The following is a 24,672-nucleotide window of genomic DNA, read 5'->3' on the forward strand; positions in this document are numbered from 1 at the left end:
TTTTGAACGGGACGCAATCAAGTCAGGCTGTCGGGAGAAGGGCCGCGCATGTGGCCCTCGCGCATCCGGGTCTGCACGAGTACCTGGATTCCGCGAATGAGCTGTGGGGAAAGCTCTTCACGCCTACCTTCCGAATCGAGTTCGCGGACTACGACGAATTGGTCTCGCGCAGTGACATTTCCGGTGCGATCATCATGCTTCCGGTCAACGCGGAGTATCAGGCCGAAAGCTTGCATGCGGTCCGGGCGCACCATGCGATGGGCCTCATCGTCGCGGTCACCGACGACGTCACCGGTCATTCGACCTACTCCGCGATCCGCTCCGGCGCCAACTTCGTGATCAACGTCGCGATACCGGGCGATCGGCAGGCGGAGATGCTTCGGGCGCAGCTGGGCGAGTTCACGCACCCAGCCAGGATCGATACGCGTCCGACGTTGCTCGGCGCGGTCACCGACCACCGCGCGCACAGCCGTGGGCAGCGCGACGAGCGGCGGCGCGACGATGCACCCGAGGCCGAGGCCGCAGACCTGCCTCCGCTGGGGAGCTCGATCGGCCGGAGCGCGTTGACCGAATTCGACATCAGGTTGCTGCGGATGCTGCGAACGCCGATGACCGTCGCCGAGATCGCGCGTGCCAACTACCTGTCGGAACGCTCGATCTATCGACGCATCCGCAATCTTTACAACGCGCTCGGTGTGGTGAGCCGCACCGAGCTGATCAGGTCGACGGGCGGGGAATATGCGGCCGAGCTGTCTGTGGAACCGGTGCAGCTCTCCGATAAGCGGGAAAACCTCATGCGGGTGAATTGATCACGTCGACAAGGCATAGCCTTCGCATAATCGAAAATATGGCAGCATCGATGAATTGGCAGGCCCGTATACATGCGTTTGCCAGTTCGATCCGCGAACAGTCGGCGCGCAGAGATCGAAGCAGGAGTGTGGCAGTGGTATTGGCAGTACTGCCAAGTGTTCGATCCGGAATTGACCACCCGAAGTCTTGCATGGTCCGCTAGTCCCGGGATCCACGAGGTTTACGATCGCTGCATCGCTGACGGGGGCCCTTCGAAGATGCGATCAGTTGTCCATTCCTGGATGGCTGAGAAGTATCCAGAAATTGTGAGAGGGAGCAAGAAATGTCCACACTCGTATCCGAGGCCGCATATCTGACTGCGGTCGCCAATTCTTCTCGGGCCGTCGGCCTGAAAGAGAAGTTCGACAACGCGCTCGTCCGGTATGACGCGTGGTTCCTGGTCTTCGTCGCCGTAATTGTCGGGTTGGGCGCTACGATGCTCCTCGGAATGGCGGTCTGGTGCGTCGTCAACCAACACGGCTCATTCACCGGTAACTGGAACTACGAGAACTACGGCGTAAGCGTCAACGTCGAGTGCAGTCAAGACTAGGTCATCATCGGCTGGTGGCCGGCAACGGCCATTGCGACGAGCGACAGCTGATCGTCCCCGCCAGGACGATCATCATCCGATTCGCGCTCGAGCGATCAACGCGTCGCAGCGGTACGCGTAATCGGTGCGCGCGCAGCCGGACTCGTCTACCGTAATGACGGCGATCGGCCCCCAGCGGCCCGGGTCGCTGGGGGCCGGTCACGTTCATCCGCGGACTTGGAGCCGCTGAAGGGGAGGCATGCGGTGACGCTGCTCGATATTCGGAACGTCTGCTACTCGTATGACGGGCGAGTGAACGTACTCGACGACGTTTCCTTGACGATCACCAAGGGGGAGATCGTCGGCCTGATCGGTCCGAACGGGTCGGGAAAGTCGACCTTGATCAAGACCGTGTTCGACTTGCTGCGCCTGCAGTCCGGCACGATCAGGGTCGACGGCAACGATCACTCGTCGACCGCGGCGCGGTCCGCCGCGATGTACTTGTCCAGCAACGACTATCTGCCGCAGTTCCTGACCGGCCGGGAGTACACCGACACCCTCGGCAAGCTCTACGGTGCGGCCGTGGACGAGGAGTCGTTGCGCGACATGTTCCTGCGCTTCTCGATGGCGGGGCGGTACAGCGATCTGATCGAGGATTACTCGCACGGGATGCGCAAGAAAACCCAACTCGTGTCGGCGCTGCTCATGCGTCGCCCGTTGACTGTCATCGACGAAACCCTCAATGGCATCGACATCGAGGCTTTGTACCTCTGTGAGAAGGAGTTCCGCCGGTTCCGGGACGACGGCTTGTCGATCCTGCTGTGCACTCACGATTTCGCCCTGCTCGAACGGCTCGCGGACCGGACGGTCTTCCTCGATCTCGGTCGCGTCGTCGCGGATGCGCCGACACCGGACTTGGTCGCGGAGCACGGATCTCTCGCGAGCATGGTATTCAGCCACTTCGATACGGACACGAGGCGTCCATGAGGTTGTCCCACTCGGTGACGCTGGCGCGGATGCTGCTGCGCTATTTCGCGCGGAGAGTGCTGCGTATCGGCGCCCTGCGGTCCGCCTTAGCCAAGGTGCTCGCGGGCACCGCTGTCGTCGTGCTGATAGCGATATTCGTTGGGGCGGTGTACATCTTCCTCGACTCGCTGTCGATGGACGACGATGCGTGGAGTCTGCTGTTCACGATGGCGGCGATCTCGGTCGTGCTGTGGGTGCAGATCGCGTTCCTGATCGTCAAGACCCTCTTCTTGAACGCGCAGGGAATGCTCGGGCTGAGCTTTCAATTGCCGCTGACCAACCGTGAGCGCGCCGCCGGGTTCTTGATCTGCGAGGCCGCCATGATTGCCGCGGTGACCGGCATCTTATCGGCCGGCTTGGTCGGTGCGTCGATACTGCTGCACGGGCCTGCCGCGATTCCTCGTCTCCTGGAGGCGATCCTCTTTCCGGCGGTGCTGACCTACCTGGTGCTCGGCGTCGTATATCAGCTGATGGCCGGAGCGCTCGCACGTCTGCCACTGCGTCGCGTCGGTGGCCCCATCATGATCGTCGCCATGTTCGCGCTCCTGCTCGGCTATGCGACACAGCTCGGCTCGATCACCGCGCAGGTCAGCCGCGCATACCTGGACCACGCTGATCCGATGGTCTGGGTCGGCATCCTCGGATGGCTGTCGCAGAGTTACGGATTCGCTGTGATGCTCGCTGCCTTCGTGGCGATCGCCGGCGCGCTGACGGTGATCATGATCTGGCTGACCCCCAACCAACATATCAACGCTTCCCGCTACATCAATGTCTCGCTCGACCGGTGGCTGCTCCGCCGGCTGAACCCCTACGACAGGGCCCTCATCCGCAGCGCGCAGACCTGGCTTGCCGCATGGGTTGCGCTCGCGATCTTTGCGTTCCTCTGCATCAACCCCGTCGTGAATCCGCTATGGGGCTTCGCGGTATTGACCGTCGGAGGCTTCTACCAGTTCGCCGCGACGCTTCCCTTGCGGATGATGGTCGGCGGGCCGGCCTCGCCATGGGCGATCTATGGTCGGCTGATCAAGGCGCAAATCGTGGTATTCGCGATATTCCTTGTTCCCGGGACAATAATCGCCGGTCTCGTGAATATCGACCATGTGGTCGAAAGTCCGTTGCCGATCATTGGATGTGTGGGGTCGGTTCTTCTCGTCCAATGGGTGGGCGTCGCTTTTCCGGCCGAAGACGACAATCCGTTCTCTGTGTTTGTCGGACTTACCGTGGCGATCGCTGTACTCGGCACTGTCGGAATCGCAGTGGCCGTTCTGCACTTGCCGCTGACAGCGGTCGTGGCCTGCGTGGTGCTCGTCGTCTGCGCGCTCGTTTGGTACACGGTTGAAGGAATTAGAGTCAATGAGTCAAGGAGACGTCATGAGGAAATCAGTCCTCCTCGTAAACAGCCTCGCTGGTTCCGCAGTATTGACGCTGCTGACCGCGGGCGCAATTCTGTTGTCCCTGATGTTTTCGACCGGTGAGGGAGAGTACGGCCGCAAGGAGGCGCTGTTCGGGTCGTTGTTCTTCGAATCGCGGGACAAGGGCGGCAATATCACCAGCGCGACATTGGGAATCGCCGATCCCACCGGTCTTTTCATCGTCTTTGCGTTGCTCTTCGTCGTGCTGATCGGCATTCAGCTCGCGCTGCACAGGCTGCGGAACTATCGGAGTGCGCTCATCGCGGAGCGCACCGGCAATGGCTAGCGTCCGCATCTACGCGACGCATGAACTGCGGTGGTGGGTGGCCCCCCGCGCCATCGTCGGGCAGGTGTGGCCGCTGCTGGGATTCTTGGGATTTCTGCAAGCCGCCGCGCTCGCCTGGTACATCGCATCCGGCGACCGAGCGACCTTGGGGCTTGCCTGGTCCTTCTTGGAGGCAGGCTCGGTTGGTCTGGCGGGTTCGTTCGCCCTGCACGAAGCCGCCCACATCGAGATGCTCAAGCGGGCGCCCGGCGTCACTCATGTCGCGGTCGAGCGCTCCGCATGCCGAATCTCGTTGCGACCCATAGGGGCTATGGCACCTCGGCACATCGTCGGTGTGGCGCTGGCGGGCCCCGTCGTGTGCGTCACGGTCGGAGCACTCGTGCTGGCGATTGCGGGGCGGCCGCACCTGGCGGCTTGGTTCCTCGCCCACGGACTCTTCCTGCTGCCCGTCTTCGGTGACGGCAGAGCGCTGATCCACGCGTTGACGGGGAGGGCCAGGGCGTCTGCCGACACGATGGCAGCCCGTGAGACCGGGACACTGTGTCCACCAATTCCTGAAGTAGTCGCCACGGCCCCAGCCTGTCGGCCGCACCGCCGATCAGACGGTCGTCGGTTCCTGGGCGGCCGGAGTGCTCGCGCGGCGGCCGAGGCGGACCGGCATGCGCTCGTACCCGTGCAGGGTGAACAGTTCCCGGCGTCGTGGTCGGCCGTCGAGGGTGAGGTCGGGGAAGCGGTCGAACAGCGATTGCAGAGCGTAGACGCCCTCCATTCGGGCCAGGCTCGCGCCGAGGCAGGAGTGCATGCCGCTGCTGAAGGTGAGGTGCTCCTTGGCATTCGAGCGGGCGATGTCGAAGGCGGCGGGGTCGGTGAAGACCGCGGGGTCGCGGTTCGCGCCTGCTAATGACAGCACGATGGTGCTGCCTTCCCGAATCGCGACGCCGTCGAGTTCTACGTCGCACAAGGCGGTGCGGGCCGTTGTCTGCACCGGAGGGTCGATGCGCAGGACCTCTTCGATGGCGTTGGGCCACAATTCCGGTTCGGCGCGCAGCCGGTCGAGCTGTTCGGGGTGGGTGCGCAGTTGCGCGACGCCGTTGCCGATGAGGTTGACCGTGGTCTCGAATCCGGCGCCCATCAGCAGGCTGGCGGTCGCCTTCAGGGCGAAGGTATCCAGTTCACCGGCGCTGACCAGGTTGCTGAGGATATCGTCACCCGGTTCGCGGCGCAGCCGTTCGATGTGGTCGCCGAGGTACTCGTTCATGATGTCCATCGCGCTCACCGCGCGGTGGAACGCACGCCAGGAGATGCCCACGTCGAGCAGTGGCGTTGCCTTGTCGCCCCAGTCGAGGAAGAGCTTGCGGTCGTGTTCGGGGAACCCGAGCATTTCGGAGATGATCGCGATCGGGACCTGTGCGGCGAAGGATTCGATCAGGTCGGCCGAGCCGCCGGAGGGCAGCGCGCCGAGCAGTTCCTCGGTGACGGTTTCGACGCGGTCACGCAGCTTGCGGATGGCCCGCGGGGTGAAGGCCGAGGAAACCGGACGGCGCATCGCCGTGTGCTCCGGCGGATCGATCACGAGCATCGACGGCGGATCGACCGGGTTCGGCGGCATCGGGAAACGAGCCGCGATCCGCTGGAGCGGTTTGGGGATATTGAAGCTTTCGGCGGTTCGCACACCGAAACGGTTGTCCCGCAGAATGGCTCGGCACAGATCGTGGTCGAAGGCGGCCCACGCGATCGGGGTGCGCAGCAGCCTGCTCGATCCGTGCGTCACCTGCGCGCGCAGGTGTTCGATGAGTGGATACGGGTCGTCGAGACCGCTCGGTCCCGCCATCAGCTGAGCGAACGGATCACCGCGCCACGCCTGTGTCCGCAAGGCCAGCCGAGGGGCGCCCTGCACCGATAGCCAACGGAACCAATACTGCGGCTTCATTCTCACCAACCCCAACGTTGTGCGATATATCCACCGTACGGATTCGGGTGCGGTTGTGGAACGTCCTGTGGTCGGATAGGCGGCCTATACCGTGGTAGGAGGTGCCACCTCCACGCATGGATCGATTATTCCAGCGAACGACGAAGTTCCTCCGGTGAACGCCGGATTCGATCAGCGCCGAACGGTGACCCGCTCGGATTCCACGCGCCGGTCGTACTGGGCCGGGTCCGGGTTGACCACCTGCACCAGCGAGGCGCCCGCCGCCAGCACCGAGATCAGCCCGTCGATCAGCTCCGCGGGCGTATCCCACGACGCACTGGACAGCACCCGGTCGCCCTCGGAAAATCCTTGCAGCAGTGCGGATTTCTTCGCTTCGGCCAGTACCTCGGACACCGGCATGCCATCCAGCGCCACACCCGCTCCGCGCGGGTGGAACTGGTCACCGTGCACGCGCACCGAGGTGGCGAAATCGGTGATGCCGATCGGCAGATCGCGAACGGGCATGCCGAACGCGTCCAGCGACAGTGCGGCAACCTCGGCGACACCGTCGGTTTCGTCGAGTCGCTCGGCGGTGGCCAGGGCCAGATCAGCGTCGGGATCGGGGCCCAGCACCACCTCGGCGCCTGCCCACCAGCAGCCGAGCAGGACCGCGGCGGTCTGCCAGTGCGGGGGCAGCAATATCGCGACCCTGGCGCCGGGACTCAGGCCGAACTCGTCACGAATCAGGTTGGCCGTCTTGGCTGCCCAGTTCGCGAGCGTCAACCCCGACAGCTCGATCCTGGCGCCGGTGGCGTCGTCGTAATAAGTGATGCGTGGACCCGCGGGCTCGCGTTCGAGGATCGGATCGAGCACCGCCTCGGTGAGCGTCAGTGTCTTGGTTTTGTCACGCATGGTTCAGTTCACGCATTTCGGTCCTGTCTGGCCTGCGTCGATCGGTGGGGCGGGCGGGACCGGTGTTGCGGTGGCCGACGTCCCGGAGAGGTCGAACATGCTGCTCGCAGCCGAGCCCGGACCAGAATAGTCGCTCGCCAGCACGACGCTGACCGATTCCGGTGACAACGACGGATCGGCGACCACCGCGAGCCCACCCAACGCCTTCGCCACCGCCTTGGCTTTCGGGTCCGCCGTGCTCATGGCAAGCACCCGGCTGCTGGTCACGCTCGGGCCGGTGTAGTTGCCCACCGGACCATCATGAAAGCCCTTGGTGGTCAATGCCTGTGCCACCTGGCCGGCGAGTCCACCGATGCCGCTGGCGTTGAACACGCTGACGTTCACGGTGCTCGGGTCGATCGACGATTCGGCGGGCCGCTCGGTCTTGCCGTCGACCAGCGACGCCACATAGGTCTTGACGGCCTTGGGATCGACGCGGACCACCGATTCGCCGTTGCTCGTCATGCTGTTCAGATCGGTGACCGGCACCGTCTCGAACATCACCTGGCCACCCGAAAGATCCTGTAGCTGTTGGAGAAACGCGAGTACATCCCAATCGTCGTCCAAGACGACCGCCCGTCCCACCGCACTGCTGAGCTGCTCGAGTTTGCCCGGATTGGCCAGCGTTTTCGCGGTGAGCACCTGCCCGACCAACTGCGCCATGAAGACCTGCTGGCGCACGATCCGATCCAGGTCGCCACGCGGCAGATCGTGGCGCTGGCGCACGAAACCGAGGGCTTGGGGGCCGTCGAGCCGCTGGCGGCCCGCCGGGAAGTCGGCGCCGGACATCCACTCGTCGACCGGGTCGTTCAGGCACACCTCGACACCGCCGACCGCGTCGGTGAGCAGCACGAAGCCGAGCAGGCTCACTTCGGCGTAATGGTCGACGGTGATCCCGGTGAGGTTGGCCACCGACTTGATCAGCGCCTGGCGGCCGGCCTGGGTGGACTGTTTTTCCGCGTCGGCCTGGGAAGCCCCCTGATCGATCAGCCTCAGCCGCTCGGTTTCCTTGGTCGCGCCATAGGCGGAGTTGATTTTGCCCATGCCGAGGCCGGGGATGTCGACGTAGGAATCGCGGGGGATGGAAATGGCGGTGGCGGAGCGCCCGTCGTTCGGGACGCGCATCAGCACGATGGTGTCGGTGTTGGTGCCTACCTCGTTTCCCGCGTGCAACATCGCACGTTCGCCGCTGCTGAGCGGGTTTCCGTGCGCATCGGTGCGGCTGTCCACACCGACGAGCAGGATGTCCACGGCGCCGTCGCGGCCACCGCCGAGGCCGAGGTTGCCGATGCGTTCGATATTGGAGATCAGGGAATCGACGCTGTGCCAGGCGAAACCGGTGATGACAAGGACCAATACCGCACCCGCCGCGATCAATACGCGCAGCGGACCGGACGCGACGGGTCCGGCATCAGTGCCGGATGGTCGTGATCGCACCGACGTCCTGCTCCGCTGCGGCAACTCTGCATCCTCTCGCCGACTCAGGTTCTCTTCTGGCAGCGCCAGACCGCCCCTTTTCGATAATTCCCCCGTGCCCGTCGATCAAGGCTAACCAACGGTTACCGCAGCAGACATCAACCTCAGGTGCCACGGCGTGCCAGACTTGCGGCCGTGACCGCCGACACCGCAGCCCCAGGACGCCTGATCGTGACCGGGGCACGAGGGCAGCTCGGACAGGAGATACTCCGCCGGGCACCCGCCGCCTGTGCCTTCGGCCACCGCGAACTCGACATCACCGACGCGGCCGCGGTGCGCGCGATCGTCGAACCCGGTGACGTCGTGCTCAATTGCGCCGCGTACACCGCCGTCGACCAAGCCGAGTCCGAGCCGGATGCGGCCTTCGCCTGCAACGAGACCGGACCCGCCGTGCTCGCCGCCGCCTGCGCCGCCGCGGGTGCTCGGCTGATCCATCTCTCGACCGATTACGTGTTCCCCGGTACCGGCGACAGGCCGTACGACACCACCGATCCGACCGGCCCGTCGACCGTGTATGGCCGGTCCAAACTGGCCGGTGAGCAGGCGGTATCGGCATTGGCCCCGCGGGCGCACATTGTGCGGACAGCGTGGGTGTACACGGGTGCGGGCAATGATTTCGTGGCCACCATGCTGCGGCTGGAACGCGAACGCGACACCGTCGATGTGGTCGACGATCAAATCGGGTCCCCGACCTTCGCCCGCGATCTGGCCGCGGGTCTGCTGGAGCTGGTCGACCGGCCGGACGCGCCCCGAGTGCTGCACGCCACTAATGCGGGCCGGGCGAGTTGGTTCGAACTGGCACAGGCGGTATTCGCCGGAATCGGCGCCGACCCCGCCCGGGTCCGTCCGTGTGACTCGACCGCATTCCCGAGACCCGCACGGCGCCCGGCATATTCGGTGTTGTCCAACGATGCGTGGATCGGCGCGGGACTCGCTCCGCTGCGAGATTGGCAGGAGGCACTCGGGGACGCGCTGTCGGGCAGGTCCGACTAGGCTGGATGGTCGTGAGTGAGCGCAGCGAACGAACCAGAGATACAGCCGCCCAAGCGGTCATGCCGGAGTCGAGCACCAGCGAGGCGCAGGCCGCAAGCGTGAGCGCTTCTGATTCTGCGGCCCAAGGCGGGCTTGTCGTCGTCACGGTGACTTATTCACCGGGCGAGCACCTCGAGCACTTCATCACCACACTGTCCGATGCGACCAGTGAGAAACCACAGGTGATTCTCGCCGACAACGGTTCCGTCGACGGCACGCCGGAACTGGCGGCCGAGGCGAATTCGCACGTGCGCCTGCTACGCACCGGCGGCAACATCGGTTACGGCGGTGCGATCAACCGCGCCGTCGCGGAGATCGATCCCGACGTCGAGTTCGTGATCATCGCCAACCCCGACATCCGCTGGGGCACCGATTCCATCGATGAACTGCTCGCCGCCGCGCAGCGCTGGCCGCGCGCGGGCGCGCTCGGCCCGAAGGTCCTCGAACCGGACGGCAGCACCTACCCGTCTGCGCGCTCGGTCCCCGGCCTGCTCGACGGGGCAGGGCACGCGATTCTCGGCACGGTGTGGAAGTCGAATCCCTGGACGCGGCGCTACCGGCAGGAAAACGAGGAGATCTCCGAGCGGGCCGTCGGCTGGCTGTCGGGATCGTGCCTGCTGGTGCGGCGCGCGGCCTTCGATTCCATCGACGGCTTCGACTCCCGCTACTTCATGTACATGGAGGACGTCGACTTCGGCGACCGGATCGGCAAGGCAGGCTGGCACAACGTGTTCGTGCCGTCCGCCGAGGTGACCCATGCCAAGGGACATGCCGCAGGCCGCCACCCGGAGCTGATGCTGCCCGCCCATCACGCGAGCGCGTACCGTTTCCAGGCCGACCGGCATCCGCACTGGTGGCAGGCCCCACTGCGGCTCGCGCTGCGCGCTGGACTTGCGATCCGCTCGCGGATTGCGGTTCGATCTGCGCTGCGTCAACAGGCGCAGAGCTAGCCGCGTCAACCGGTACAGCCGAACAATCCACTGTGAACAGAGGAAGCTCGATGGCAGGAAATGCAGGCACCGACGCCGTCATTCTGGTCGGCGGGCAGGGCACGCGGCTGCGTCCGCTGACCCTGTCGGCACCGAAGCCGATGCTGCCGACGGCCGGGCTGCCGTTCCTGACGCATCTGCTCGCCCGCATCGCCGATGCCGGGATCAACCATGTCGTGCTCGGCACCTCCTTCAAGGCGGAGGTGTTCGAGGAGCATTTCGGTGACGGGTCCGAGCTCGGCCTCGAGCTGGAGTACGTCACCGAGACCGAGCCGCTCGGCACCGGAGGCGGCATCCGCAATGTGCTGTCCAAGCTGCGCGCGGACAACATCATGGTGTTCAACGGTGATGTGCTCGGCGGCACCGATCTGGGTGGGATCCTCGACACACACGAGTCGACCAAGGCCGATGTGACGTTGCATCTGGTCCGGGTCAGCGATCCGCGCGCCTTCGGCTGCGTGCCGACCGACGACAACGGCCGGGTCACCGCCTTCCTGGAGAAGACCCAGGATCCGCCGACCGACCAGATCAATGCGGGTTGTTACGTCTTCCGTCGCGAATACATCGAGAAGATCCCGGCCGGTCGCCCGGTCTCGGTGGAGCGCGAGGTCTTCCCCGCGCTGCTCGCCGAGGGCGCCCGCGTTCAGGGGCATGTCGACTCCTCCTACTGGCGTGACATGGGCACACCCGAGGACTTCGTGCGCGGCTCGGCCGACCTGGTGCGCGGTATCGCGCCCTCACCAGCGCTGCCGGGCCAGCGCGGCGAATTCCTGGTCCACGAGGGTGCCGGCGTCGCACCGGGCGCCGTGCTGATCGGTGGCACCGTAGTCGGTCGCGGCGCCGAGGTCGGCGCGGGCGCCCGCCTCGACGGCGCGGTGATCTTCGACGGAGCCCGCATCGAAGCGGGCGCCACCGTCGAGCGCTCGATCATCGGTTTCGGCGCCCGGATCGGCCCCCGCGCCCTGGTCCGTGACGCCGTCATCGGCGACGGCGCGAATGTCGGCGCCCGCTGCGAACTATTGCGCGGCGCCCGTGTCTGGCCCGGCGTCGACATTCCCGACGGCGGCATCCGCTTCTCCACCGACGTGTAATGACTCGCCTGCCGTCGTCGACATGTCGTTCGGCGGCGGCAGTTTCGGTCCGGCCGTCGCGCTTCGCGTACTGCATGGTCGGAAAGGACGAAGTATGACTACTCTCGCTCGCCGCATGTCGCAGCTCACCGGTGTCACGGCGGTCACCGCCGCGGTTCTCCTCGGAGCATCGGGTGTCGCCGCCGCCGACGAATGGCCGCCGGTGCCCACCGCACCGAGCCCGACGGCACCGTTCGAGACCAAACGTTTCCTCACACCGGGCGACCTCGACTACTGGAACCCGCTCGTTTCCCGTGACCGGCTCACCTCACCGTTCGGGACCAGCACCCGAATCGTGTGCACCGCGTTCCACGGCGTGACCCTCGGTTGCTGGCAGGCGGATCGGGCAGGCAACCCGCACAAGCTGATTCGGCTGCCCTTCAACGTCCCCTCGGTCACCGGCTCCAGCCAGCCCGGCGGCGGGCCGAGCCATTTCGTCTACCCCGGACTGAGCTGAGGCGACGGCTAGCTCCGAATCTTCCACAGGTAGCGGGTTTTCGGTCGGCCTGCCCGCCCGTAGTCGGAGCGGCGGTCGACCAGACCGTCGTCGGCAAGTTTCTCCAGGTAGCGCCAAGCGGTGATGCGGGAGACGCCGACGGTGGTCGCGGTGTCGGCGGCGGTGACGCCTTCCGGAGCGTCGCGCACTACCCGGGAGATTTCGTCGAGGGTTTGCGGGGCAACGCCTTTGGGGGCGGTGGCGCGCTGGTCCGAGGTGCGCAAGGCGCTGAGGGCGCGGTCGACATCTTGCTGGGATACGGCGGTTTCGCCCGCGGGCAGTGCGGTGCGGAACTCGCGGTAGCGTTCGAGTTTGTCGCGAAATGCCGCGAAGGTGAACGGTTTCAGCAGGTAGAGCACGACGCCGTGGGACACGGCAGTGCGGACCATGGCCAGGTCGCGTGCCGAGGTTATCGCGATGACATCGGGGCGGGGGGCGAGGCCGGTGAGCGCCGCGGCGACGTCGAGGCCGCTGGCGTCGGGCAAGCCGATGTCCATGAGCACCAGGTCGATCGGGGTGCCCTCGGCCGCGTTGTCGGCGGCGGCGCGCATCGCGTCGCGGCCGGTATGCGCGATGCCGACCGGAGTGAAGCCGGGGATGCGTTCGACGTAGGCGCGATGCGCCTCGGCGATCAGTGGTTCGTCTTCGACGATCAGGACCCGGATCATGGTGCGACCTTTCGTGGAATCGTCACGGAGACCGCGCTTTCCGGATCTCGCTCGGTGTAGATCGCGCCGCCGTGCCTGGCGACCAACCGATGCACCAGCGCCAAGCCGAGCCCTTGATGGTCGGCCTTGGTGGAATAGCCGCGTTCGGCGGCACGGGCGAATGTCTGCGCGGACATGCCGGGGCCGCTGTCCGCGACATGCAGGTACAGCGCTGAATCCTGGTCGGTGGCCGTGTCGTCTGCCAAATCCTGCTGGCGCACGGTCACCTCCACCCAGCCGCCGGCGCCGTCCGCGGCCGCGTCGATGGCGTTGTCGATCAAATTGCCGACCAGCGTCACTGTTTCGTGCGCGGACAGCGGCGCGGTCGAGTCGAGGGCGGTGTCCTCGGTGATGGTCAGTTCGACGCTGCGTTCGGCGGCCTGGTTCACCTTGCCCAGGAGCAGGGCCGCGAGTGCCGGGTCGCCGACCGAGGTGAGCAGCCGATCGATCAGCGCTTGGGACAGTTCGAGTTCGGCGGTCGCGAACTCCACGGCCTCCCGGTAGCGGCCCAACTCCACCATGGTGACGACGGTGTGCAACCGGTTGGCCGATTCGTGCGCCTGTGCCCGCAGCGATTCCGCGAATCCGCGCACGGAATCGAGTTCGCCCATCACAGTGCGCAATTCGGTGTGATCACGGACGGTCATCACGGTGCCGATCGGGCGGCCTTCCCAGGCCACCACATCCTGGTTGACCAGCAGTATCCGATCGGTGGTCACATGCATCTCGTCGCGGACCACACCCCAGCTCATACGTTGCATCGACAGCGGCAGATCGGTGCGCTGCACCGGGCCCGACGGCAGGTCGAGCAGCTTGCGCGCCTGGTCGTTGACGACCTCCGCGTGCTCGGCGAACGGACCGAACACCACGAGACCTTCGTGGATCGAGTGCAGCACCGCGTCGTGCTGCTCGTACATGGCGCGCAGTTCGTCCGGCGCGAGGCCATGGGTCTGGCGGCGAATCCGCCGGCTGAGCAGGAAGGAACCCGCCGCCGCGACCACCAGTCCCGCGAACGCGACGCCGAGGATCACCGGCAGTTGGGTGGCGACCTGATCGCCGATGCGGGCCCGGGTCACTCCCGCCGACACCAGCGCGACCACTCGGCCGTCGTCGTAGATCGGTGTCACCGCGCGGATAGATGGCCCGAGGGTGCCCGCATAGGTCTCGGTGAAGGTCTGCCCGGCCAGCGCGCGATCGATATTGCCGCTGAAGGGTTGTCCGATGCGTTCGGGCGTGGTGTGGGTGAACCGGGTGCGGTCCGGCGCCATCACGACGATGAAGTCCATGCCCGTGTCCTGGCGAATCCGCTCGGTCACCGGTTGCAGCAGCGCCGTGGGATCGGGGGAGTGCACCGCGGCGAGGGTCGACGGCGCCTGCGCGACCGCCACCGCGACATCGGTGACCTCGCGGGTCGTTGTCACATCGCTGTCGTGGCGCGCATCGACTACCGCGAGGACCGCACCGATGCCGATCATCAGCGCGAGCACGACCAGTTGCAGAACGAACGCCTGTCCGGCCAGCGAGCGGCGACTACCTCGGACGCGCTGCGCCGGACGCAGGAGTGCGGACAGACTGCGTCTGGCCGCGCCGGCTAGGCGACCATCTCTCACGAACTGTCCTCCGCTGAACACTGTCTTTCTTGAACGAAATGCACCAAAGCGTGACCGGCATCACTCCGGCCGCCAACATTGTGCACAAGGGGTGGTGACCCACCTCACGCCGGTACCACTGAAGAGGACAGCACTCGCCATGAGCGACACAACGCAACAGCAGCGGCGCGACCGTACCCATTGGCTGTACATAGCCGTCATCGTCGCCGTCGGAGCGGGAATTCTGGTCGGCTGGCTGGCGCCCGGTGTCGGTCAGTCGATGGCGCCGCTTGGCACCATGTTCGTGAACTTGATCAAGATGATGATCGCACCGGTCATCTTCTGCACCATTGTCCTCGGCATCGGTTCGGTGCGAGCGGCGGCCACCGTCGGCAAGGTGGGCGGCCTCGCCATCGGCTACTTCATGGTGATGTCGACAGTGGCGCTCGGCATCGGCCTCGTCGTCGGCAATCTGCTGGAACCGGGCACCGGCATGAACATCGCCAAGACCGCCAAGCAGGGCGCGAAGCTGGCGGATCAGGCGCACGCCGCGGGCGGTACCTGGGACTTCATCCAGGGCATCATTCCGACGACGCTGATCTCCTCGCTGACCGCGGGCAGCGTGTTGCAGGCGCTGTTCGTCGCGCTGCTGGTCGGATTCGCGGTGCAGGCCATGGGCAGCGCGGGCGAGCCGGTGCTGCGCGGCGTGGCGACACTGCAGAAGCTGGTGTTCCGAATCCTGTCGATGATCTTGTGGCTGGCCCCGATCGGCGCGTTCGGTGCGATCGCGAACGTGGTCGGCAAGACCGGGCTCGATGCGGTGAAGCAGCTCGCGCTGCTGATGATCGCGTTCTACCTGACCTGCCTGGTGTTCATCTTCGGCGTGCTCGGTGTGTTGCTGCGGGCGGTATCCGGTGTCTCGATCTTCAAGCTGGTCCGCTACCTGGCGCGGGAGTATCTGCTGATCGTCGGCACCTCGTCTTCCGAGTCCGCGCTGCCGCGGCTGATCGCGAAGATGGAACACCTCGGTGTCGAGCGCACCACGGTGGGTGTTGTTGTGCCGACCGGATATTCGTTCAACCTGGACGGCACCGCCATCTATCTGACCATGGCCTCCCTGTTCATCGCCGACGCGATGGGCAAGCCGCTGGCCATCGGCGAACAGCTCGGCCTGCTGCTGTTCATGATCGTCGCGTCGAAGGGGGCGGCAGGCGTGACCGGCGCCGGACTCGCCACGCTGGCGGGCGGATTGCAGAGCCACCGCCCCGAGCTGCTCGATGGTGTCGGCCTGATCGTCGGTATCGACCGCTTCATGTCCGAGGCCCGCGCCCTCACCAATTTCTCCGGCAACGCGGTCGCGACCCTGCTGGTCGGCACCTGGACCAAGACGGTCGACGTCGATCGAGTTCGCACCGTGCTCGACCGCAAGTTGCCCTTCGACGAGCGGACCATGGTCGACGATATCCACGATCCGCAGCCCGAGCCCGATACCAAGGACCTGGTCCCGGCCTAGCTGCACGCGGCCGGACGGAGTCCGTCGGCGATCCTGGGCTCGGACGAGCGCGGGCGAGGGCGCCGCCTAGCTGCAACCTGAAACGAAAGGGCCCGCAGGATCTGCGGGCCCTTTCGTGGTGAGTGGGTCAGGACGCCCACTTCTCCGGATTGAGGTAGTGCTGGGTGATCGCGGTCGCGTGGCCGTGGCCGAAGCCGTGCTCGTCCTTCAGCCAGGTGACGAGTTCCTTGTGCGAGGCCAGGCCCGACTCGCGCATCAGGGACTTCCACTCGTCGATGGTGTGGCCGTACTTGGCCTCGATCGACGGGAAGTAGGACGCGGGGCCGTGCGGCGTGGTCGACATGGTGGTCATCTCCTGCTTGTTCGGACGTTCAGTGGAATAGACGTACCCCCGCTCGCGAATTCATCGGCGAGCGGGGGCATGTGGTCTGAATCACGCTACTGCGGCGGCGGGTACCGGCTCGGCGACCTTCTTGTTCGACGTGTTGTGCTCGCGGATCAGCAGTCCGCCGGCGAGGGCGACCAGGACGGCGGTCAGGCCGTGGATGCCGAAGGCCGCGGCGGTCGAGCCGTTCCAGCTGAGCACGGTCAGCATGTCGCCGGTCGGGATCAGGGCCAGGACCAGCATCACGATGCCGAGTGCGAACCGCTGCCGCACCGCCAGCAGGGCCAGGATCAACACCCCGGAGGCGGTGTCGCGGACGCCCTTCAGATTCATGAACGCGACCGCGTCGCCCTTCGGCCACTCCGGCAGGCCGAATCCGGTGGCGATGGTTTCCGGCGTGATCAGGTAGCTGAGGCCGATGTAGAGGATGAATGCCGCGCCGATGAGGGAAAGGGCGGTGGCGATGCGGGAGATGTTCATGGCGATTGCTCCTTGATGCGCGTTCTCGATGCTCTGACATCTAGCATTGCTAGGTACGAGAGCAACACTAGATGAGCTTCGATAGTTTGTCTAGCGCTGCTAGAATTTCTCCATGACCATTCAGAATCGCAAGGAACGCGAGCGTGCCGAGCGGCACCAGCGGATCATCGACGCCGCACGCGAACTCGCCGAGGCGCAGGGCTGGGAGGCGGTGACAGTGCGCCGCCTCGCCGAGCGGATCGAATACAGCCAGCCGGTGCTCTACAGCCATTTCACGGGCAAGGTGGCCATCGTGTCGGCAGTCGCGGAACAGGGTTTCGCGGACCTCGCCGCGACGTTGCACGCGGCGCGCACCGGTGCGTCGAACCCGGCCGCGGCATTGGAGGAGATCGCGCGGGCCTACCTGGAATTCGCGACCGACAATCCGGCCCGCTACGACGCGATGTTCGTGCTGACCACCGAGCTGAAGTTCGGTACGGAAGCGCCGAAGGCGCTGAAGGATTCGTACGGCGAGATCGCGGCCGCCTACGAGCCCTTCGCGGGTGCGAACGATCTGGAGACGGGAACGGAGGTGGCCTGGGCCACACTGCACGGGGTGGCGACCCTGGATCGCGGCGGACGGCTGCGCCCGGATCTGCGTGAGCAGCGCATCGAGGTCCTGATGAGCCAGTGGACAGCAGGCCGGGAGTGAGCCCGAAGGCGACAGTGTGTCGTGCGCGGCAGATCGGGGCGTCTGGGTGGCGGGCAGGGCAGAGTGGGAAATATGCCTGATGTTGTAGTCGTCGGATCCGGACCGAACGGGCTCGCCACGGCGGTGATACTGGCGCGGGCCGGTCTCGACGTGGAAGTGCGCGAGGCGCAGGACGCCGCGGGCGGCGGTTCCCGGACCGCCGAGCTGACCCTTCCCGGCTATCGGCACGACGTGTGCGCCGGTGCGCATCCGATGGCGCTGGCCTCGCCGTTCTTCCGTGCGTTCGACCTGCGGGCGCACGGGGTGGAACTGCTTGTACCGCAGGTGTCCTACGCGCATCCGCTCGACGGTGGGACGGCCGGGCTGGCTTGGCGCGACCTCGACAGGACCGCGGACGGACTCGGCCGTGACGGCGCGGCATGGCGTTCACTGTTCGGACCGCTCGTGGACCATTGGCGCGACGTGGTCGCTCTGGCGATGTCGGATCTGCGCCATCTTCCGGCAGACCTCGCGACCGCGGCGCGCTTCGGCCTGCGCATGATGGAGCAGGGAACGCCGTTGTGGAACATGCGTTTTCGCGAGGCCGCCGCGCCCGCGCTGTTGACCGGTGTCGCCGCGCACGCGATCACGCCACCGCGCGCGTTTCCTGCCGTCGGGGCCGCTCTGCTGCTCGGCACCCTCGCGCACGCGGGCGGGTGGGTGTTGCCGCGCGGTGGTAGTCAGGCGATTCCGGATGCGATGATCACCGAACTCGAGCGGCTGGGTGGCCGAGTCGTCACCGGCCATCGCGTGGACTCGCTGGAGGAATTCGGCGGCGCTCGAGCGATCGTATTGGACACGGCCCCAGCCGAACTGCTGCGCATCGCGGGCCCTCGACTGCCGGAACGCTACGCCGCGCGCCTGCGCCGCGTTCGCTACGGCGGCGCCGCGTGCAAGGTCGACTTCGCGCTGTCGGGGCCGGTGCCATGGCAGGCCGAGGGCTGCGATCTCGCCGGAACCTTGCACCTGGTCGGCACGCGCGTGCAGGCAATGGCCGCCGAAAGGACCGTCGCGGCAGGGCAACACGCGGCGCGGCCCTATGTGCTCGCCATCCAGCCCGGTGTCGTCGATGCGAGCCGTGCTCCGGCGGGCGGTCACACCTTCTACACCTACGCACATGTGCCGAACGGCTCGACCCGCGACATGACGGAGTCCGTGATCAAGCAGGTCGAACGCTTCGCCCCCGGATTCCGCGACCTGATCCTTGCCTCGCACGTCCGCACCGGCGCCGAAATGCCTTCCCACAACGCCAATTACGTCGGCGGTGACATCTCCGCGGGCGCGATGACGTTGCGTCAGACCGCCTTCCGGCCCACCCCGAAATGGAATCCCTACGCAACGCCGCTGCCCGGCGTCTACCTCTGTTCGGCGTCGACCCCACCGGGCCCCGGCGTGCACGGCATGAACGGGCTGCACGCCGCCCGGCATGTGCTGTGGCAGGAGTTCGGCATCGACACCGACCCGCTCGACCTGCTGCGTACGCCGCAGCTGTCGGCCTAGCGGCCTGCGCGGACCTGCGCTGCGCGTTGTCGGCCCCGTCCGATCGGTTGCACGCTGCCCCCACTGCTCGGCAATAGTGTTGCGCCTGATCACAACCCCGTGCGGCGGCTGGTTGAACGTCGGCGACGGCGCTTCGCTCTGCCTGCCTGTGGAGTGCAGCGCCCGGGAACTACGGGTCATCGGCGGGGCTGGGTGTGGCTGGTCCACTGGTGGCCGTCGAACCAGCGGAGAACTGCGGGGTCAGCGTGGTCGGGGTACCAGCCGGGAGCGATCGCGTTGGGTGGTCGATATCCCGGTCGGGTGCTCGAGCTGGACTTGACGATCACGACGACTATCGCGAGAACGACGAGCAGGATGAGTAAGTGCCAGACGCTGAATGCTCCCATTCGGTCAGTATTCACTGGCCTCGGCTCGGCATCCGAGTCGATCTGTTGAAATCGGGTCGGAACAACGCGATGCTCGCGACGGAGCAGAGCGCAGTTCGCTTGGACACCCCGATAGCGTTGGGGTGCAGCGTAAGTCGTGATCCGGCCGGTGCGGGTCAGCTGGTCGGCGTGCGGTACAGATCCGGCTCGAGGTAGATGATTCGAGCCGCAGGCACGGCGGCGCGGACCCTGGCTTCGGCGGCGTCGATGGCGGCGGCGATCTCTTCGATGTCGAGTCCCGGTGTGATCGCCACCTTGGCGGCGACGAGCATCTCCTCCGGTCCGAGGTACTGCGTCTTCACGTGGATCACCCGATCGATGCGGGTGTCGTCGGCCAGGTTCGCGCGGATATCGCGGTCCTCGTCGGGTGTGGCGCCCTCTCCGATGAGCAGGCTCTGCATTTCGATGATCAGCACGATCGCGATGACCCCGAGCAGGATTCCGATGGCCAGCGTGCCGATGCCGTCCCAGACCGGATCATCGGTGACCATGGTCAGCACCACCGCGGCGAAGGCGAACACCAGGCCGACCAGCGCGCCGCTGTCTTCCAGCAGCACCACGGGCAGTTCCGGGCTGCGCGAGTTGCGGATGAACCGCCACCAGCTCGAATCACCCTTGAGGGGCCTGGATTCGTGGATGGCCGTGCGGAAGCTGAAGCCCTCCAACGCGATCGCGATACCGAGGATGCCGACCGCGACGAGCGGCGAGCTCAGCTCCTCCGGATGCTGGATCTTGTGGATGCCCTCGTAGATGGCATAAACCGAGCCCAGCGTGAACAACACGAGGGCCACGATGAAGGAGTAGAAGTAGCGGTTGCGCCCGTACCCGAACGGGTGCAGTTCGTCGGCCTCCTGCTCAGCGCGCCGCTGCCCGACCAGCAACAATCCCTGGTTGGCGGTGTCGGCCACCGAGTGCACGCCTTCGGCAAGCATCGATGCCGAACCCGTGATCGCCGCGCCGACGAACTTCGCCACCGCGATACCCGCGTTCGCCGTCAACGCGGCGATGATCGCCTTCTTGCCACCACCAGCCGACATACGGTTTGGTCCTCTCTCCGCCTTGTCCGATCTTGGTTAACTTAGCCTGTCCGCCGACCGCGCTCGACCGGCCAACGCACAAAGCGCCCGCCGCGCACAAAATCCTAAGGTCGCAAATGCCGCCCTGATGAACACCCCCTCGGCAGCCGAAGTCGCAACCATCACCGCCGATGCGGCCACTCGGCACGATGACACCTTCCGCGCGAAGCGAGACTAAGGGGGCCGCGAACACGCAGCGCCGAAGGCGCTGCCAAAAACTCAAGCACCTCCCACGCACGCGCAGAATAGTTGGGCGTTGCCGTCGACCGCTTGGGCGCGAATATCGGTGTCGGTAGCGGAGATCCAGGCCGCCGCGCCGCGCTCCAGCACCAGTTTTTCCTCGCCGTGCAGCAGACGTACCGTGCCCGACGTGCAGAGCACGATCCCGGGCCCCGCCGCGGTGAGGGGCACCTGTGCCGAGCCCGCGGTCAGGTCGAAGCGGCGGAGTGCGAATTCCGGTGCGGGGGTCCGGTAGTGGACCGAGCCGTCGCCGACCGGTTCCGGCAGCACCACCGGCAGGTCGATCGGCTCGAAGTCCAGTACCCGCAACAGCTCGGGCACATCGACATGCTTCGGTGTCAGACCGCCGCGCAGCACATTGTCGGAGTTGGCCATGATTTCGACGCCGAGTCCGCGCAGATACGCGTGCAGATTTCCGGCGGCGAGGAACAGGCCCTGTCCTGGTTCCAGGGTGAGCCGGTTGAGCAGCAGTGCGGCAAGCACTCCGGCGTCGCCGGGATAGGCTTCGGCGAGTTCGAGCGCGGTGCGTGCCTCGGGGACGAACTCGCGCCGGCCCTTGGGGGAGGCAGCGCTGCCCGACAGGTACTGCACGCAGCCGTCGAGAACCTGGGGCAGCAGCGTGCTCAACGCAGCGTGCGGCAGCGTGATCCAGGTGGTGAACAGCGTCCGTAGACCGGCCGAATCCGGCTGGGCGGCAAGCAGGTTCGCGTAGGGATGCAATCCGGGCACGTCCAGCGCGCGGAACAGCTCGACGGTGCGCAGCGGATCACGGAACCCGGCGAGCGCCTCGAACCGATCCAGCGCGACCACCAGCTCCGGCTTGTGGTTCTCGTCGCGATAGTTACGCATCGGCGAGTCGAACGGCACCCGCGCCAGGTTCTCTCGTTCGAATCCGGCCTTGGCCTGCGCCGAACTCGGATGCGCCTGCAGCGACAACGGTTCCTCTGCGGCCAGAACCTTCAGCAGGAACGGCAGCCTGCCACCGAATTCCGGTGCGGCGGGTCCCAATTCCCGATCCGGGTCGGCCGAGACCAGCTCCAGCAGCGAGCGCATGCTGCCGTCGATGCGCACGTGCGCCGGATCGGCGGGATGCGCACCGAACCACAGTTCGGCTTCCGGATGCGCGGACGGTACCGGTCGGCCGCACAACTGAGCGAGCGCGGTGCGTGAACCCCAAGCGTAGGAACGCAGCGCACCAACGAGTTCGTGCACTAGTAGCGTCCCCCGTACTGCCCCTGGCTCTCGGTCGCGCTCCCGCGCGAACCGATCAGCCGTAGATAGGCGGCGGCCATTTCCAGTCTGAGTGCGAGCACCGCGAGCTGCTCGAGCTCGGTGCCGTGCCCGGTGGTGCCGAGGCCGCCGTCACCGATGCCGGGTTCGTCCTGTCTGGCCGGTGTGGGGACGGACGGGTCGGTGAGCGTGGTGTGCAGCAGGTCGACATCGGCGCGCACCAGATCGGCGTCCACCAATCCGGATCCGGCGGCCCCGAAGACGGCCAGCCTGCGCCGCGCGGCGGACTGGTCGGCATCGGAACTGAGCACGAACACGCGCATGCGCTCCACCTGCACCGGCCCGTCGAGCTCTTCGTCGTGGAACAGCGGATCGAAATTCGGCGCGGATTGCCCTGCGGCCTCCACCATTCGAGGATTGGCGGCGACGGCCTCGGCCAGGTCCACCGCCGCGGCCACCCGGCCCGCCGACTGCAGCAGCACCTCGGCACCGTGCTCGGCCAGTTCGGCGGTGGCGGGGGAGTCGCCCGCCAGCACGACACCGCGCTGGTGCATGCGCGCGGCGAGGGTTTTGGCCGGATTGTGGAAGACCTCGTGGTGCGGGCCGTCGCGCAGCGCCTCCGCGTCGAGCACATCGGCGAGCTCGGTCAGATCGGGCACCGCCGCACCCGCACGCGTCGGGTCCACGATGCGCAGGACCGCCATTCCCGCGGCCAGGAAGCGCAGCAGGCGATTGTGATCGAGCACCCGGACTCTCGGCTCCAACAGGACCGCCCGGCCTGCCGCAGCGGCACGCAGCGGTCCCTCGTGCGGAGCCGCGACGACCACCTCGGCGCCACGGCGCACCGCGCGGTCGACGGCATCGATCAGTCGTGGATCGCCCGCGTCGTCACCGGCGACCAGGACGACGTCGAGCGGACCGACCCACGGCGGCAGCGAAGCGACGGGCACGATGGGCAGGCCGGCGCGGTCGCCGAGCGCGGCGACCAGCAGCGCCGCGGCGCGTGCGGCACGGCCCGCGCCGGAGACGAGCACGACGCTGCGTGGGCGTAGGTCGGCAAGGCGTATCAGCGCGTCCTCAGCGACAGCTGCGGCGGTGGCGCGCACCTGAGCGCCGCCGGAAGCGGCCGAGCGTAGGGCGCCGCCGGCATCGGCTGCCTCGAGCGAAGCAGCATCGTCGAGGTCGAGCACCGGTGTTCCAGCGATCATCGGGCGTCCCACCTCCCCTCATCGCGCTGTGCCATCCACACCGAACCCAGATCGGGCGAATCCAAGGCCTGTGATTCCACTATTCCAGTCAGGAGCGAACGATGCTCAGAATCTCGGTCACGAGTGCGTCTACTTCCTCCGGCGATCGGGCTTCGACGTTCAGCCTGAGCAACGGTTCGGTATTCGACGCGCGAAGATTGAACCAGGCGTGGTCGGGCAGCTGCACGGTCACCCCGTCCAGTCGATCGACCGATACCGTCCGGTCACCGAATGCCTCGACCACGGCCATCGTCCGATCCTTGGCGTCCGCCACTGTCGAGTTGATCTCTCCAGAGGCCGCATATGTCGCGTACGACGACATCAGCTCCGAGATAGGCCGATCCTTCTCGCCGAGCGCCGCAAGCACGTGCAGCGCCGCGAGCATCCCGGAATCCGCACCCCAGAAGGCGCGGAAGTAGTAGTGCGCGGAGTGTTCGCCGCCGAATACCGCACCGGTGGCAGCCATCTCCTGCTTGATGAACGAGTGGCCGACCCTGGTGCGTACCGGGGTCCCGCCGAGCTCGGTGACCAGCTCCGGCACCGCGTGCGAGGTGATGAGGTTGTGGATGATGACCGCGCCAGGCTCCTTGGCCAGCTCGCGCTCGGCGACCAGGGCGGTGATCGCCGAGGGCGATACCGGGTCGCCGTTCTCGTCGACCACGAAGCAACGGTCGGCGTCGCCGTCGAAGGCGAGGCCGATGTCGGCGCCGGACTTGCGCACCAGATCCTGCAGATCGACCAGGTTCTTCGGGTCGAGCGGATTCGCCTCGTGGTTGGGGAACGAGCCGTCCAATTCGAAGTACAGCGGCACGATCTTCAGCTGCGGCAGGGTGCCGAGCACCGCGGGCACGGTATGCCCGCCCATGCCGTTGCCCGCGTCCACCGCGATGGTCAGCGGGCGGATCTCGTCGAGATCGACAAGGCCGCGCAGGTACGTCGCGTAGTCGGCGAGCAGGTCGACCTCGGTGGCGGCGCCGCGTGCGCCGTCGTAGGCGGGCACGCCCGCGACGACCTCGGACTTGATCGTGGCGAGGCCGGTGTCCTGACCGACCGGCAGCGCCTTCGCGCGGCACATTTTGATGCCGTTGTAGCGGGCCGGGTTGTGGCTGGCGGTGAACATGGCGCCGGGGCAGTCCAAGCTGCCGGAGGCGAAGTACAGCTGGTCGGTGGAGGCGAGGCCGATGTGCACCACATCGAGGCCCTGATCGAGGACGCCGTCGGCGAACGCGGCGGCCAAACTCGGCGACGAGTCCCGCATATCGTGGCCGATGACCACGCGGGTCGCGCCCTCGGTGCGCATCAGCCTGGCGAAGGAAGCCCCTACGTCCCTTACGAATTGCGCGTCGATCTGTTCACCGACCACTCCGCGAACGTCATAAGCCTTGATCACCGCGTTCACGAATTCGGCAGAGCGCGCGACTGTCATGGGAACCACCCTAGTGGTTGCCTGGGACACCCCTGACAC

24 protein-coding genes are annotated in these 24,672 nt (G+C 66.5%); 12 read left to right on the forward strand and 12 right to left on the reverse strand.

The window, feature by feature from the left end; translation table 11 throughout:
- Positions 1 to 50 precede the first annotated feature (50 nt).
- The 5 genes from ACFU4Z_RS20695 to ACFU4Z_RS20715 all read left to right on the forward strand — a co-directional run bounded on the left by ACFU4Z_RS20695 (position 51) and on the right by ACFU4Z_RS20715 (position 4,102).
- A complete protein-coding gene (locus tag ACFU4Z_RS20695; protein WP_379065283.1) occupies positions 51 to 809 on the forward strand; it encodes a hypothetical protein in 759 nt (252 codons plus the stop codon).
- Positions 810 to 1,132: 323 nt separating this feature from the next.
- On the forward strand, positions 1,133 to 1,399 hold the full coding sequence (locus ACFU4Z_RS20700) for a hypothetical protein (protein ID WP_379065285.1): 267 nt from the start codon (positions 1,133 to 1,135) through the stop codon (positions 1,397 to 1,399).
- Between the two features lie 243 nt (positions 1,400 to 1,642).
- The gene (locus ACFU4Z_RS20705) at positions 1,643 to 2,365 is read left to right on the forward strand and encodes an ATP-binding cassette domain-containing protein (RefSeq protein ID WP_379065287.1); all 723 of its coding nucleotides are present in this window, start codon (positions 1,643 to 1,645) and stop codon (positions 2,363 to 2,365) included.
- A 14-nt stretch (positions 2,366 to 2,379) separates the two neighbouring features.
- Entirely contained in the window at positions 2,380 to 3,879 is a 1,500-nt protein-coding gene (locus ACFU4Z_RS20710; RefSeq protein ID WP_379065289.1) for a hypothetical protein, read from the forward strand.
- Positions 3,863 to 4,102: a hypothetical protein gene (locus ACFU4Z_RS20715; protein WP_379065291.1), complete on the forward strand. Its 240-nt coding sequence runs from the start codon at positions 3,863 to 3,865 to the stop codon at positions 4,100 to 4,102. Before ACFU4Z_RS20710 ends, ACFU4Z_RS20715 begins: the two co-directional genes overlap by 17 nt.
- Positions 4,103 to 4,700: 598 nt before the next feature.
- On the opposite strand, the gene ACFU4Z_RS20720 is transcribed toward ACFU4Z_RS20715, so the two are convergent.
- From ACFU4Z_RS20720 to ACFU4Z_RS20730, 3 genes are all read right to left on the reverse strand, one after another.
- Complete coding sequence (locus ACFU4Z_RS20720; RefSeq protein ID WP_379065411.1) at positions 4,701 to 6,032, reverse strand: cytochrome P450; 1,332 nt, start codon at positions 6,030 to 6,032, stop codon at positions 4,701 to 4,703.
- Between the two features lie 171 nt (positions 6,033 to 6,203).
- Positions 6,204 to 6,923, reverse strand: coding sequence for a TIGR03089 family protein (locus ACFU4Z_RS20725; RefSeq protein ID WP_379065293.1), 720 nt, complete (start codon positions 6,921 to 6,923; stop codon positions 6,204 to 6,206).
- Positions 6,924 to 6,926: 3 nt separating this feature from the next.
- Complete coding sequence (locus ACFU4Z_RS20730; RefSeq protein WP_379065414.1) at positions 6,927 to 8,336, reverse strand: LCP family protein; 1,410 nt, start codon at positions 8,334 to 8,336, stop codon at positions 6,927 to 6,929.
- A 237-nt stretch (positions 8,337 to 8,573) separates the two neighbouring features.
- Between ACFU4Z_RS20730 and rfbD the strand changes: the two genes are divergently transcribed.
- The 4 genes from rfbD to ACFU4Z_RS20750 all read left to right on the forward strand — a co-directional run bounded on the left by rfbD (position 8,574) and on the right by ACFU4Z_RS20750 (position 12,046).
- A complete protein-coding gene (gene rfbD / locus ACFU4Z_RS20735) occupies positions 8,574 to 9,431 on the forward strand; it encodes a dTDP-4-dehydrorhamnose reductase (RefSeq protein ID WP_379065295.1) in 858 nt (285 codons plus the stop codon).
- 98 nt (positions 9,432 to 9,529) lie between these two features.
- The gene (locus ACFU4Z_RS20740) at positions 9,530 to 10,420 is read left to right on the forward strand and encodes a glycosyltransferase family 2 protein (RefSeq protein ID WP_379065417.1); all 891 of its coding nucleotides are present in this window, start codon (positions 9,530 to 9,532) and stop codon (positions 10,418 to 10,420) included.
- 50 nt (positions 10,421 to 10,470) lie between these two features.
- Complete coding sequence (locus ACFU4Z_RS20745; RefSeq protein WP_379065297.1) at positions 10,471 to 11,550, forward strand: sugar phosphate nucleotidyltransferase; 1,080 nt, start codon at positions 10,471 to 10,473, stop codon at positions 11,548 to 11,550.
- Positions 11,551 to 11,644: 94 nt separating this feature from the next.
- Positions 11,645 to 12,046, forward strand: a complete 402-nt coding sequence (locus ACFU4Z_RS20750; RefSeq protein WP_379065299.1) for a hypothetical protein — start codon at positions 11,645 to 11,647, stop codon at positions 12,044 to 12,046.
- A gap of 8 nt (positions 12,047 to 12,054) precedes the next feature.
- Here the strand turns inward: ACFU4Z_RS20750 and ACFU4Z_RS20755 are convergent, their stop codons facing one another.
- Positions 12,055 to 12,753 carry a response regulator gene (locus tag ACFU4Z_RS20755; RefSeq protein WP_379065301.1) on the reverse strand — a complete coding sequence of 233 codons (699 nt, stop codon included), beginning with the start codon at positions 12,751 to 12,753 and terminating at the stop codon, positions 12,055 to 12,057.
- Positions 12,750 to 14,267 (reverse strand): ATP-binding protein, encoded by a 1,518-nt coding sequence (locus ACFU4Z_RS20760; protein ID WP_379065419.1) that lies wholly within the window; start codon positions 14,265 to 14,267, stop codon positions 12,750 to 12,752. Before ACFU4Z_RS20760 ends, ACFU4Z_RS20755 begins: the two co-directional genes overlap by 4 nt.
- Positions 14,268 to 14,541: 274 nt before the next feature.
- Between ACFU4Z_RS20760 and ACFU4Z_RS20765 the strand changes: the two genes are divergently transcribed.
- On the forward strand, positions 14,542 to 15,894 hold the full coding sequence (locus ACFU4Z_RS20765; RefSeq protein ID WP_379065303.1) for a cation:dicarboxylate symporter family transporter: 1,353 nt from the start codon (positions 14,542 to 14,544) through the stop codon (positions 15,892 to 15,894).
- Between the two features lie 127 nt (positions 15,895 to 16,021).
- On the opposite strand, the gene ACFU4Z_RS20770 is transcribed toward ACFU4Z_RS20765, so the two are convergent.
- Together ACFU4Z_RS20770 and ACFU4Z_RS20775 are read right to left on the reverse strand one after the other, a co-directional pair.
- Positions 16,022 to 16,237: a DUF4287 domain-containing protein gene (locus ACFU4Z_RS20770; protein ID WP_379065421.1), complete on the reverse strand. Its 216-nt coding sequence runs from the start codon at positions 16,235 to 16,237 to the stop codon at positions 16,022 to 16,024.
- A 90-nt stretch (positions 16,238 to 16,327) separates the two neighbouring features.
- Positions 16,328 to 16,759, reverse strand: a complete 432-nt coding sequence (locus ACFU4Z_RS20775; protein ID WP_379065305.1) for a DUF4267 domain-containing protein — start codon at positions 16,757 to 16,759, stop codon at positions 16,328 to 16,330.
- Between the two features lie 112 nt (positions 16,760 to 16,871).
- Here ACFU4Z_RS20775 and ACFU4Z_RS20780 point away from each other — a divergent pair, with 112 nt between their 5' ends.
- Entirely contained in the window at positions 16,872 to 17,450 is a 579-nt protein-coding gene (locus tag ACFU4Z_RS20780; RefSeq protein WP_379065307.1) for a TetR/AcrR family transcriptional regulator, read from the forward strand.
- Between the two features lie 72 nt (positions 17,451 to 17,522).
- Positions 17,523 to 18,989 carry a phytoene desaturase family protein gene (locus ACFU4Z_RS20785; protein WP_379065309.1) on the forward strand — a complete coding sequence of 489 codons (1,467 nt, stop codon included), beginning with the start codon at positions 17,523 to 17,525 and terminating at the stop codon, positions 18,987 to 18,989.
- 176 nt (positions 18,990 to 19,165) lie between these two features.
- Here ACFU4Z_RS20785 and ACFU4Z_RS20790 read toward each other — a convergent pair whose 3' ends face one another.
- The 5 genes from ACFU4Z_RS20790 to ACFU4Z_RS20810 all read right to left on the reverse strand — a co-directional run bounded on the left by ACFU4Z_RS20790 (position 19,166) and on the right by ACFU4Z_RS20810 (position 24,633).
- Positions 19,166 to 19,375 carry a DUF2510 domain-containing protein gene (locus ACFU4Z_RS20790; RefSeq protein WP_379065311.1) on the reverse strand — a complete coding sequence of 70 codons (210 nt, stop codon included), beginning with the start codon at positions 19,373 to 19,375 and terminating at the stop codon, positions 19,166 to 19,168.
- 155 nt (positions 19,376 to 19,530) lie between these two features.
- Positions 19,531 to 20,451, reverse strand: coding sequence for a cation diffusion facilitator family transporter (locus ACFU4Z_RS20795; RefSeq protein WP_379065313.1), 921 nt, complete (start codon positions 20,449 to 20,451; stop codon positions 19,531 to 19,533).
- 258 nt (positions 20,452 to 20,709) lie between these two features.
- Complete coding sequence (gene manA / locus ACFU4Z_RS20800) at positions 20,710 to 21,942, reverse strand: mannose-6-phosphate isomerase, class I (RefSeq protein ID WP_379065315.1); 1,233 nt, start codon at positions 21,940 to 21,942, stop codon at positions 20,710 to 20,712.
- On the reverse strand, positions 21,942 to 23,168 hold the full coding sequence (locus ACFU4Z_RS20805) for a tobH protein (protein WP_379065317.1): 1,227 nt from the start codon (positions 23,166 to 23,168) through the stop codon (positions 21,942 to 21,944). Before ACFU4Z_RS20805 ends, manA begins: the two co-directional genes overlap by 1 nt.
- Positions 23,169 to 23,256: 88 nt before the next feature.
- Complete coding sequence (locus ACFU4Z_RS20810; RefSeq protein WP_379065319.1) at positions 23,257 to 24,633, reverse strand: phosphomannomutase/phosphoglucomutase; 1,377 nt, start codon at positions 24,631 to 24,633, stop codon at positions 23,257 to 23,259.
- Positions 24,634 to 24,672 lie beyond the last annotated feature (39 nt).

The organism is Nocardia sp. NPDC057440, from assembly GCF_042802915.1.
Lineage (GTDB): Bacteria > Actinomycetota > Actinomycetes > Mycobacteriales > Mycobacteriaceae > Nocardia.